Origin of the sequence: Flavobacterium sp. RHBU_24 (assembly GCF_046613695.1) — a bacterium.
Classification (GTDB): Bacteria; Bacteroidota; Bacteroidia; order Flavobacteriales; family Flavobacteriaceae; genus Flavobacterium.
The window spans coordinates 456,230-469,347 of sequence record NZ_JBKJHD010000001.1 but is presented as its reverse complement, the minus strand read 5'-3'; the positions used below and the strand labels follow the sequence as shown (position 1 = coordinate 469,347).

General features: G+C 40.5%; 6 protein-coding genes. 2 read left to right on the top strand and 4 right to left on the bottom strand.

Features of this window, described 5'->3' with window-relative positions; all coding sequences use genetic code 11:
- Positions 1-70: 70 nt before the first annotated feature.
- From ACLI09_RS02150 to ACLI09_RS02135, 4 genes are all read right to left on the bottom strand, one after another.
- Positions 71-1,507, bottom strand: a complete 1,437-nt coding sequence (locus ACLI09_RS02150) for a TolC family protein (protein ID WP_411417936.1) — start codon at positions 1,505-1,507, stop codon at positions 71-73.
- A complete protein-coding gene (locus ACLI09_RS02145; protein ID WP_411417935.1) occupies positions 1,479-2,831 on the bottom strand; it encodes an HlyD family secretion protein in 1,353 nt (450 codons plus the stop codon). Before ACLI09_RS02145 ends, ACLI09_RS02150 begins: the two co-directional genes overlap by 29 nt.
- 4 nt (positions 2,832-2,835) lie before the next feature.
- Positions 2,836-4,491 carry a peptidase domain-containing ABC transporter gene (locus ACLI09_RS02140; RefSeq protein WP_411417934.1) on the bottom strand — a complete coding sequence of 552 codons (1,656 nt, stop codon included), beginning with the start codon at positions 4,489-4,491 and terminating at the stop codon, positions 2,836-2,838.
- 104 nt (positions 4,492-4,595) lie between these two features.
- Positions 4,596-4,985, bottom strand: coding sequence for a hypothetical protein (locus ACLI09_RS02135; RefSeq protein ID WP_411417933.1), 390 nt, complete (start codon positions 4,983-4,985; stop codon positions 4,596-4,598).
- 355 nt (positions 4,986-5,340) lie between these two features.
- On the opposite strand from ACLI09_RS02135, the gene ACLI09_RS02130 reads away from it, so the two are divergent.
- Together ACLI09_RS02130 and ACLI09_RS02125 are read left to right on the top strand one after the other, a co-directional pair.
- Positions 5,341-9,483: a two-component regulator propeller domain-containing protein gene (locus tag ACLI09_RS02130; protein ID WP_411417932.1), complete on the top strand. Its 4,143-nt coding sequence runs from the start codon at positions 5,341-5,343 to the stop codon at positions 9,481-9,483.
- A 622-nt stretch (positions 9,484-10,105) separates the two neighbouring features.
- Positions 10,106-13,114 (top strand): SusC/RagA family TonB-linked outer membrane protein, encoded by a 3,009-nt coding sequence (locus ACLI09_RS02125; protein WP_411417931.1) that lies wholly within the window; start codon positions 10,106-10,108, stop codon positions 13,112-13,114.
- Positions 13,115-13,118: the final 4 nt, after the last annotated feature.

The window sequence follows — 13,118 nt, the reverse complement described above, 5'->3', positions numbered from 1 at the left end:
TGCGCCATTTTTAAACTACCCTGTAGCCTGCCCCCCATCCTACTATGGGCTTCAACTTAATCAGTATGCGTTAATCCGGGTTAGCCAGTGTCCTGAACAGCTGCGCGTTCGATATAAAATACTGGTTCTCGATGCCTATTTGCGACAGGCGGGCATTTACCAGGTTATTTTCGCGCGAATTGATTAAAAACATAGAGCTTTCGCCAAAGGAAAAAAGCTGCTCTTCAGCACTCAGCATGGTAGCATAGTCTTCCACCAGCGCATCTATTATGGCTTTCTGGCTTTGCAGCGACTGTATTTCGGTTTGCTGCGCCAGTATTTTATTTTGCAGCTCCAGGCGCTGCTGCCCCAGCTCATATTGGGTGTCCTGTATCTTTATTTTGGCAAGCCTTAAGTTTCCGCGCTCTTTGCGCAAGAAAATCGGCACGCTAAAATTTATATTAAACTTATAGTCCTCGGTCCTGAAGTTATTAAAATTATTAGGGTCAGATATATAGTTGTAGCCCACATTAGCTTTTGGCAGCAGCATATTGGCCTTTAACTGCCGGTTTATTTCCAGTATAGACAGCTTTGTTTCCAGCGACTGTATTTTTGGGTGTGCGTCGAGCTGGTTTACATTTACCAATAGCTCATTGGTACGCAGCGTTTCGGGCAGCGTCTGTACCAGGTTTTCTTCCGGACGTACGTTTTCGCCCAGTTCTACAGGCACTTCCTGTATCCATAAATAGTTAGCCAGCTTTAGTTTTGCCTTAGTAAGCTTGAGGGTGGCGTTTTCTAAATTAAGCTGCCTGTTGCGCACGGTTATGCCGGCTTCTACCATATCTATCTGGGGCGAATCTCCCAGCTCTATCAGCTTTTTTACACCTTCATACCGCGTGCTGGCAAACCCAAGGTAATTTTTATAAAGCTCGGCTTCGGTATATGCACGCTTCCAGTCGAAATAGGCTTCGCTGGCATTATACAGCACTTCTATAGCCCTTAGCTTACGCTCGGCCTCACCCAGCTGAAGCAGCAGCCTGCCCTCCCTTACATCGGCCATACGGCTGTTGATGATTAGCCCCTGGCCCAGGGGCACACTTATACCTAAAGTGGTAAGCCCGGCCTGTGGTGTGCGGTCCATAGGGTTATAATACTGGCCGTCTGTTTCGTTAAAACCGGCCTTTATTTCTATGCCATACCAGGTAGGTATTTTAAAACTGCTGTTGAGCAGCGAGTAGTATTCGGTGCCGTTAAACCGCTTCTTGTCATAGTCTACCTCTATCTTAGGGTCAAAGCCCCCGCGCGCGGCCATAAGCTCTGCCTGGGCTCCGGTAACCTCCAGGTTTGCCTGCCGTACCAGGGGATGGTATTTTTTTACATACCCTAAAAACTCATTATAGCTTAATTCTTCCTCATTAAATTTTTGGGCTTCCTGCCCGTATACAGTTGGCGCAAACGTTAAAAACAGCAGGAAGCACAGCTTAAAAAAATGCTCCATATTATTTTTTGTCCTTACTTTTAGTATCATTTACATCGGGCTTATAATAATTAGGCGGAAAGCCGTTAAGGTTTCGCCATATTTCATACCATACTGATACGGTATCGAGCAGTGCTATACTTTGCGCTCCCGCGCCTATGCTAAGTTCCTTCGGCCATTTTTCGGCCTCGCTGTCCGGCGATATCAGTATCCTGTATTTACCGTTGGGGCTTATAAAGTTTTCTATTGCCACCACACGGCCACCATAGGTACCGTACGAAAGGCCGGGCCAACCCGAAAACACTATGCGGGGCCAGCCGTCAAACCACACCCTTACCTTAGCGCCCCGGTGCACCAGCGGCAGGTCTATAGGGTTAACATACGTTTCTATGGCTATATCATACCCGGCAGGCATTATGCTAACTATGGGTGTACCTTCTTTAATGGTCTCGCCTATACCGGCCAGCAGTGCACGGTTTATATAGCCCTCCTGCGGGGCGGTTATATAGTAGAGGCCGTTTCTTAAACTGTAGTTTACATACTGGTTTTGCAGTTTGTTTACCTGCGCTTCGGTATCATACTGCGTGCTTAGCGCCGTAAACTTATCGCTTTGGGACTTTGATATCTTCTCGGCATATTCTGCCGTAATGCGGTTTATTTCTACCCTGGCGTTTATAAGTTCGTTTTTGCTGCTCAGCAGCTTATTTTCCTGGGTAATAATATATGCCTCGGCTTCCTGTAGTTTAAGCCTTTTTTGTTCTACATCGGTCATGGGTTTTAACCCCTCTTTATTAAGCGCTGTGCTGCGGTTAAACTGGGTTTGGGCAATGCGCAGCTGCGTTTTAATAGCTTCAAGGTCCATACTGTCGCTCTTAATTTTAAGATGCGCCTGTTTTATCTTGTTCATGGCCTGCTGCAGCTTAAGTTCCCTTTCCTGGTTAAGCGACTGCGCCTGTACTTCGAGTGAATTCACCTTACTTCCATACGACTCTGCCGCCATTTTCTTGGCATCTACCTGTTGTAAGGTGTTAGCCACAAGGTTTGGGTCTAAGTAATCTTCTTTAATTTCCGAAATAAAAAGTATGGTATCGCCCGGGTGCACATAGTCGCCCTCCTGCACAAACCATTTTTCTATCCTCCCGGCTATGGCGCTGTGCACGGTTTGCGGCCTGTGGTCTGGCTTTAGCGTGGTAACGGCTCCGTTTCCTGATATATTTTGCGTCCAGGGCAGGAACAGGCAGGCTACTAAAAACAGCATAAAGCCTATAATTATTTTATTAAGCAACTTATAATGGGGTACGGTTGCTACCCTTGTTATAGAGGCATACGCCCCCGGGGTAAGCAGTATCTCTTTGTCTTTAGATATATTAAGCATGGGGTTAAAGCATTATATCGTTAGTAATTTCGCCATTGTTTACGGTAATCATACGGGTGCTTTTCTCTTTCCATCGGGAGCTTTTAGAGGCTACGATAATAGTCCACTTATGCTCTTCCATAAGCAGGAAATCAATAATTTTAGCCGATGTCACCGCATCCATTTTACCCGTGGGCTCCTCTAATATCAATACTTCAGGCCGGTGCACTATGCTGCGCGCCAGCAGTATTTTTTGTACATCAGATGCCGATAGCTGCCGCCCGCCCGGGTGTATGTGGGTTTCAAGCCCGTTAGGGAAGGTTTTAATGTAAGGAGTAAGGCATACGCTGTCAAGCGCCCACTTAAGGTCTTCATTGTCAATGTTATTGTTGCCATACAGTATGTTATCGCGTATGGTACCGTCAAAAAGCGACTCGCCATGCAGCAATGTACCCACCTTTGCCTTAAAGGTATCTTCGCTCAGGCGATTCATAAAATTATCCGTAATATATACCGCGCCATGTTCCGGCTCTACCACACCGGCAAGCAGCCTTAACAATGTACTTTTTCCGGCGCCATTTTGCCCGGTTACCACAATCCTTTCGCCCTGCGATATTTTAAGGCAGATGTTTTTAAGCGACTTTTTGTCGGAAAACGGGTAGCTGTAGTTAATGCCCTCGGTTTCTATATTAATACCAGGTTTGCCTGTATCTGCGTAGGCAGGCAAGGCTGCTATCTCCATATCTGTAACCTGCCCTATCTTTTCTACCGATGTAAGCACATCATAAAAAGACTCAAGGCCGAAAATAATTTTCTCTACCGAGTTTATAAGCAATACAATGATAATTTCCGATGCTATAAACTGCCCTATATTCATTTGGTTTCCTATCACTAAAAACCCGCCTACAGATAATAGCGCCGCTGTAATAACCACCTTAAACAGTACTAGCTGTATGTACTGCTTTTTTAGCACGTTAAAGTGCTTTTCGCGGTAGCCTATATATTCGTTAACGTAACCATCATTTCTGCTTAGAGCATAGTCAAACTGCTTTTTCTTGCTAAAAGCCTCCCTACTACGGGCTATTTCCTGCAGCCAGGCGGCCACCTTATATTTATAAGTAGACTCCTTAAGGCTGGTTTCTAAGCCATCATTATACGAAAACTTAAAAATGATGTATAATACGCCTATAATTAACAGCCCTATTACTAAAAAGAATGAATGGTAAAAAGCCAGCAGGATAATGCCAAAACCTATTTGTAAAAAAGCCGCGGAAAAGTCGAGCAACAGCTTCGCCGCACCTTTTTGCACCATAAGGGTGTCAAAAAAACGGTTTGCCTGCTCAGGGGCATATTTTTGATACATTTCTTTAAACTTAATTAAAGGGATGCGGTAAGCAAACTCAAACGACGAACGCACAAAAATGCGCTGTTGCAGGTTCTCTATAATACGCAGCTGCATAATGGTAAGCGCCCCCGCAAAGCCTACGCCCAGGGTTACCACTACCACGAGCACTATCCACGATACGCTTACCTGCCCGCTTTGTATAAAGTTTATAATAGCCTGCACACCCAGTGGCAGCGAGAGGTTTACAAGCCCGGCAAAGGCTGCATAAAATATAATTTGGTACACATCCCGCTTATCAAGTTTAAGCAGGTTGTAAAATCTTTCAAATGGTGTCATAAAACAGTATGAGTACGGTGATAATAAAAATAGTATGCCGCATTTACGGCCTTATAAAAAACTATAAGTGCACGCAAATGCAGGAAATAAGTAAAAAAGGGGTACTATACCGTAAGTTCCGGAGGGGGTAGGTGTATTTTACTATATAAAATACCGCTATAATTAGTTTCGGTTAAAAATATCCTTTTACCCGAAACCTTGTAATCTATAACCGGCATAAAAGGTGCATGGCCCGGCATAAGGTAATCTACCGTAAGTTTAACTTTACCTTCACCACCGCACCCTGTGCACTCGCTTTCGTCTTCAAATTCTTCGGCGGTTTTGCTGCATTTAAACATTTTTTTAAATACACCCCATGCTACGCACTCTTTACCCGCCGAAGCGGTTACTGTTTTTATGGTATTGGCAAGGTTAAGGCTGCTGATTAAAAAATAGCCGATTAAGAGTACCTGGAGTACCTTACTTAACGTGTTATTTCTTAAACTTTTTATCATGCAACACTGTAATCAACAATTGCGCCAAATATAGTAAATATGTGTTAAAAATCTGAGCTTATCTTGTTAAAATATATGCAGATAACCCCTCATTACGCTTTATTTTACATATTGCCTTAAACTAAAAGTAAGCCGATAGTAGGCGAAATACAATATAAATGAAATCCCTTAAGGTCATAATTACTATTTCCCGGTCTGTAATTTGCCCCAAACTTGAGGGTGGCCTTGATTTTTTATTATATTTGGCATGCATTAATATTCTTTTTTAACTTATTAAACATAATTCATCACCTTCCTTACTTGTAATAATTTCGTGTACAGCTGTTAGTTTATTTACTAAATCAATCATTTTACAATGTTTCAAAATAAGTGTTTTAGATTAATTGTCTTTTTACTTTTTACCGTAAATAGCTTATTTTCACAAAATTTATTCGAAAACTATCAGTTCCGTTTAATTGAACAGGAAAGTTCAAAAAGTGGTATTTATACTATTACGCAAGACCAGTCGGGCTTTATGTGGATAGGTACAAACGGGGCCGGGTTGTATAAGTATGATGGGGTTAACTATAGCGCTTATGAACCAAGCTCTAAGCACCGCAACTTTATAAACAGCAATTTAATTTATGCTACTTATGTAGATACACGCAATCGTTTGTGGGTAGGTACAGATGAGGGATTGTGCCTTTATAACCGAAATTTAGACAGCTTTGAAACCATCCAAATTCAAAAATATTTAAAAGAAGAAAATGTAATTTCTGTAAAGAGCATTATTGAAGATAACAGTGGTAATCTTTATTTAGGCACACTAAAAAATGGCTTGTTCAGGTTTGACACAAAATCAAGAAAAATAACCAAGGTAACGTTAAGCGAGCGCGGTACAACGTCCGGTTATCTTGTTAACTGCTTAGCAAAAGATAAAAACGGCAGTATTTATTTAGGAACCAGCTTAGGCCTGAAAACAGTAGACCCTGTAAAAAATGAGGTTAAGGCAATAAATTTAGGTAACGGCAATACGCTGCTTTCAGAAACTATAGTGTCTTTGCATTTTGACAGCAAAAACAACTTATGGATAGGAAACGGATATAAAGGCCTGGTTAAATTAGATTTGCAGGCTAAAGTAAAGCAGGCATATTCGTACCCTATTACGAGTAAAAGAATTATGTCGATACTGGCAACCGACAGCAACACAATTCTTTGCGCCACCGAAAATGACGGGTTGATTGTTATAAATGACCAGGGTGTTGTTCAAAAAAAATATATCAGCAGCAAATTTGACCCCCGCAGTTTAAGTTCAAACTCGGTATGGTCGCTGTTTTTAGACCGTGAAAAAAGAATTTGGCTGGGTTATTACAACAAAGGCCTTGGGGTTTTTGATAAAGTAAACAGTAAGGTAAATATTATTGAAAGCCTTGTGGGAAACCCGCAATCGTTACAGACAAACTGTGTGACCAGTGTTGCTAAAGACAGCGAAGGAAAATTATGGATATCTATGGAAGGCGGAGGCGTAGATATTTATGATACTGCCACAAAAGTTTTTAAACATATTACCAGGCTTGATACTAACTTTTACACAGGCTTAACAAATGATAATATTACAAAAGTATTTATAGACCGTGAGCAGAACATCTGGCTGTGCAGCTGGAACGAGGGTATTTACATGCTTAAGAAAGGAAGTAGAAATTTTATTAATTATAATACTAAAAACACACCGGGCTTAACCTCAGACCACATTATGAGTATCGATGAAGACTCTAATGGGGTATTGTGGATAGGCACTTTTGCTACGGGGCTGCATTATTATACTCCTGCAGACGGACAGTTTCATCATTGCGATTCCAAGGCTTTTTATGTTACAGGGCTTACAAACTTAGACATAAGGAAAGTATTGGCAGATTCTGATGACGACATTTGGGTGGGGTCTACAACGGGTTTGTTCAGGGTTAAAACTAATGATTACTCTGCCTTTTCTGTAACTTCTTTTCGCGACAAAATGTCTGAAAAGCTTAAGGGGCACAAAAGCACCCATACTATTAACACGCTGTATGAAGCTGATAACAAGGAGATATGGATAGGCACAGACGGTGCCGGCCTGTTTAGCTACAATAAAAAAGATGATAAGCTGCACTGGTATAATGATTATAGAGGCTTTCAGGAAAAATCTATTGCAGCTATAGTACAGTCTGCCGACGGCGCCATCTGGCTAAGCGGAAAAAAGGGCCTTACTAAACTTGATTTAAAAAACAAGACCACCGCTAATTACTCTACAGACGACGGTTTATTAGGAAACGACTTTAATAACAATTCTGTTTTAAAAGATAAAAATGGGCTGCTTTATTTTGGCAGCTATGAGGGGCTTAATTATTTTAACCCAAAAAACTTGGTTAAAAGCAATAAACAACTGCCTGTATACATAACCGACTTTAAACTGTTTAACAAATCAATAGGGCCGGGCGATAAAAACTCGCCATTAACAAAGGTAATATCAGCAACAAAAGAAATAACCCTAAAACATGACCAGTCGGTTTTTAATATTGATTTTATTGCTATAAATTATTCGTTCCCTGCAAAAAATGAATTTGCCTACTACTTAGAGGGATTTGAGGATTCATGGAATTATGTGGGTGATAAGCGCTCTGCTACCTACACAAACTTAGCCCCCGGCAACTATACATTTAAGGTTAAAGCAGCGGAAAAAAACGGTGTTTGGAGTAAAAACCCTGTTGAATTAAAAATTAAAATTTTGCCCCCCTGGTATAAAACCTCCTTTGCTTATTTAGCCTATGTGCTATTGCTGCTGGCAGCGGTATATTTTTCAAACCAGTATTACCAGAGCCGGTTTAAAGTAAAGCAGTTAATACAGCTGGAAAAAGAAAAAGCCATTCAGATTGAAAAGTTAAACCGGAAAAAATTACAATTTTTTACAAATATCTCCCATGAATTCCGCACACCGCTTACGTTGATCTTAAATCCGCTGGCTGATATAATAAAAAATAAAGGTTCAGAATTGCCGGAGGGTGTGCTGCATAAATTGAAGACCATTCAAAAAAGTTCAGACAGGCTTTCGCGGCTGATAAATGAGCTAATGGATTTTAACCAGTTGCAGTTTGATAAAATGACCCTGAAGGCACAGCAAATTGAGGTGGTAGGTTTTACAAAAGAAATTGTTAGCTATTTTGAGGAAGAAGCCCTTAGCCGTAAAATAGAGTTAGTGTTTGAGTCTGACAAGGAAGTGCTAAAAGACTGGATAGACCCTAAAATGTTTGAAAAAATTGTATTCAATGTAATTTCAAATGCGTTTAAGGTAACCCCGGATAATGGAAAAATTAAGGTAAGGATAGCAGTTAGCGATGCGGTAGGCACCTTTCCTTTAATAAGTAGCGTAGGCGCACGGCCGTTTTTTGAAATCGTTGTTGAAGACACAGGTTCCGGCCTGGATAAAAAAGACATTAGGAGAATTTTTGACCGCTTTTATCAGGTTAACAATTTAAACAAGGCCTACTATGGCAGTACAGGAATAGGCTTAGAGGTAGTGCGTGGATTTATAGAACTGCACAAAGGAAAAATTGAGGTAGAAAGCGAATTAGGGGTAGGAACCACTTTCAGGCTGATTTTTCCTATAGGCAATGATTTTTTTAACGAAAATGAGGTTTTGAGGGAAGAATTTAAAAAGGAGAAAAAAATAAGTTATACACCGGTTGTTGAAAACACAGAGCCACAGCAACAAGAGGGCGAACACGAAAAACAGGAACGCACCCACACCATACTTATAGTTGAAGACAATGCAGAATTGCGGAATTATTTAAAAACCGAGTTAAAAAAAGAGTATAAAGTTTTAGTGGCCGAAAATGGGCAGGTAGGTTTAGAACTGGCTTTGCAAAAAATACCAGACATAATTTTAACCGATGTAATTATGCCGGTTATGAATGGTTTAGAATTGTGTAAAAACATCAAGGCTGATATAAAAACAAGCCATATACCACTAATGATGCTCTCTGCAAAGGCAATGGTTAAAGATAAGCTTGAGGGAATAGATTCTGGCGCCGATATGTATTTAAGCAAACCCTTTGATATGGATATTTTGAGGTCGAGCCTTGCGCAGCTTATTAACGCCCGCCAGATTATGTTTAATAAATTATATAACGGAATAACACCTAAAGCAAAAGAAAAAACAACCACTTTAGATAACGAGTTTATAAAAAACGCTCTGAACTATATTAATGAAAATATTAGCGAGCCAGAACTGAGTGTTGAAGTTTTAGCCGCAAAAGTGTTTTTAAGCAGGAGCCAGTTGTACCGAAAAATTAAAACACTAACCGGTGTCTCTGTAAATGAGTTCATACGCAATATCCGTTTAGAGAAAGCTAAAGAACTAATAGAGCAGGGTAACCATAATATAAACGAAATTAGTTTTAAGGTAGGATTTAGCTCTCCCTCCTATTTTACTAAATGCTATAAAGAAAAGTACGGATACCTACCTACACACAATAACAAACAATAAGTGTACATGTATTTAAGAAACGGTTTATGCCAAAAATTATACTTTTACTAAGCAACAATTAGTAATAATGTTGCAAGACCGCATCTACAATTTAACAAAAACATATCTTTAAAAATATGTTTAGACAACTATTTTCATCCATACTTTTATTTTATTAATAATGTATTTATAGGCTTTAAAAATTTTTCATTTAAAAAAATTTAACTGTCATTGTTAATAATATATTAATTACATTTATACTTTCTAAAACGATGTAAAATGTTTAAATCGCTATTTTTTTATATTGTATGCTACAAATTTGATAGTTTTTGCATCATTTGTGGTATCTAAATTTGCGTGAACGTTATATTTTTGGATACGAATAACGTCTAAATTAGTCAAAAAAGTATTAACCATTTAAACCATTTAAAAGTATGAAGTGAAACCAAGTTTATTTAGTAGGGCCTCACCCTTTCAAACCAAAATTTAACAATGGTTTTTGAAAATATATAAACTTAAAAAAATGATTATCGATGTTTACATTAAAAACCTAAACAGTAAATTCTATGTTAAAATTTTACCCAATTCACTAACAAAAAATTTTACGACCAGTATTATCCAAACTAAACAAAAATAAATTAATATGATGTTAAAATTAAAATTTGCATTAATTGCATTGTTAATGATTAGCACCCACAGTGTGATGGCGCAAGTAAACACCGTAACCGGTGTAGTTACAGACTCCGCAGGGTTACCATTGCCGGGAGCAAGTGTTAATGTAGAAGGCTCTTCAAACAGTGCTTCAACAGATATAGATGGTAAGTATACTATAAGTGGGGTTAGCTCTACCGACAAACTTGTATTTTCTTTTATTGGTACCGCTACGCAAACGATTTCTGTAGGGAACCAAACAACAATAAACGTAACCCTGGCTGAATCTGCCAAGACTTTAGAGGATGTAGTTATTGTAGCTTACGGCTCGCAAAAGCGCACCAAAGTTACGGGTGCTATTGCTGTTGTGGGCGCAAAAGACATTGCCGCCGTGCCCATTACTAATGCAGAATCCGCCTTACAGGGCCGCGCAGCGGGTGTTAATGTAGTTAATGGCGCCCCCGGTTCTGATCCTACGGTTACCATACGTGGTTTAGCCACTATGGGCAACAGTTCGCCTCTATATGTGGTAGATGGTGTTTTAGTGGGCAACCTTTCCGGCTTAAGCCCTAATGACATAGAGAGTATATCAGTGCTAAAAGATGCCTCTACAACCGCCTTATACGGCTCAAAAGCCTTTAACGGTGTTATTATGGTAACGACTAAAAAAGGTAAAAACGGCCCCGGCCAGCTAACCTTTAATACATATGTAGGTACTCAAAAAGTTACTAAACGGTATGATGTACTAAATACCCAGCAATACCTCCAGTATGCTGCTGAGGCATTCGGCGCTAACTTAACGGCAAGGGCTGCTGAGTTTGGAAATCAAACTACCGACTGGCAGGACGAGATTTTTCAAACCGGTATGATGCAGGATTACAATCTAGCGTACTCAAGTGGCACTGAGAACTCCACAAGCCGTTATTCAGCTGAATACCTTAAACAGGAAGGAGCCCTTATCCAAACGGAATTTGAGCGCTACTCGTTCAGGTCTGCCAATACACAGACTATTGGTAAACTGACAGTAGGAAGCAACATGGGCATATCTTTTAACAAAAGAGCTCCGGAGCGTGCTGCCGGTGGACGTACACTTTTAGAGCATGCCATCAAAAGCGCGCCTTATTTGCCTATATATAACGAGGCAAACATAAGCGGATATGCGGGACCGACTTCTGCAGACAGTAATGACGCGGAAAACCCGGTACGTGTGGCAAACTTAGGCTACCAAAGAATTAATGGCTTATCTATAATAGGAAATATCTTTGCTGAACTTGAAATTATTAAAGGCCTAAAATACAGGTCGCAAGTTTCGTTAGACTATTATAGGAGTACAGACCATACTTTTGTTCCCAGCTACAATACGGGTGTACACGTGCAGGCGTATTCAACTACTGCCGAAACTAATTCGCAGGGCCAGACCATTGTGTATGACAACAGCTTAAATTATAAAACCACGATTGCCGAAAAACACAATATTGAAGTAGTAGGAGTAATCACGAAAATTGACAGCAAATTTCACAACGTAGTAGCCGGGAGCCGCTACGCTATTTCAGATGAGATTGACCAGTTAAGGAACAACCAGGTAAACTTAAGTTCAGGAAACACGGTAGAAGCAAACCTTGGCTATGTAGGCCGTATTAACTATGACTATGATGAGAAATACCTTTTTGCGGTTTCAGGCCGTAGGGATGCTTCGTCACGTTTTGGGGCGAATAATCGTTGGGGTAATTTCTATTCAGTAGCTGCAGGGTGGAATATCGCCAAAGAAAGCTTTATGGCAAATTCTGTATTCAGCACCTTAAAACTAAGGGCCAGTACAGGAACCACAGGAAACGACAGGATAGACAACTACCAGTACAGCGGTACATTAAACGCAGGTTATAATTACCCTATCGGGGGTGTAAACGGCGAGGGCGTTTCGTTAGGCCGTGCTGCTAACCCTAATTTGAAGTGGGAATCAAAAAGGGATACAAACTTTGGTTTGGATGTAGGCTTATTTGACGAACAATTTACAGCGGCCTTTGAAATTTTTAACACAAAAGCTGAAGACATCCTTTTCAATGTTCCTCTACCCGCATCAGTAGGATCCCTAACCGGATTCCAAACTCAAAACATTGCTGATGCAAAAACAAACGGTTTTGAAATAACGTTGGGCTACAACGATACAAAAGGCGATTTTACCTGGTCTGCCACCGGAAACATAGGCAGGAGTAAAAATGAAGTCACAAAATTAGCACCGGGAATAGAACGGTCTTTAGGAGGGCCTGGACCAAGGGCAGGTGTAGAGAATTTCTCGATGCTTGAAGTAGGCCAACCAATGTTTTACTTCTTTGGCTATGAAACAAACGGAATATACCAAAACCAGGCTGAAGTGGAAGCCGATTTAGGGACTGCGCAAACAAGTGTGCAAGCCGGTGATATCAGGTTTGTAGATCAGGACGGCAATGGTATAATCAATTCAGATGACAAGGTAAACCTGGGTAATCCATACCCTGATTTTACATACGGCTTAAACCTTAACGCGGGCTATAAACATTTTGACTTTAATGCCTTTATATCAGGAGTTCAGGGAGTTGATGTATTTAACGCGAATAAATTTGACCTTGAGGGTATGCAACGTTTATTTAACGCGGGTACAGGTGTTTTAGACAGGGCTATAGTATCAAACGGTGTAGTAACTAACCCGTCAGCTTCTTTACCACGCGCATTTGGTGCAACCGGAAACTCATCTTACGCAAGCCGTCGTTATATTGAAGATGGCTCTTACGCACGCCTAAAAAATGTAACGTTAGGATATACACTTTCCGGAGACATGTTTAAAAAATATTTCTCAAGTGTACGCTTTTATGTAAGCGGCCAAAACCTTGTTACCCTTACTAATTACTCTGGTTTAGACCCTGAAATTGCCCGTACAGACGGTAGCGCAGCGTCAGCAGGTATTGATATAGGACGCTACCCACAGCCAAAATCAGTGATTTTTGGACTTAATGTTACATTTTAAAAAA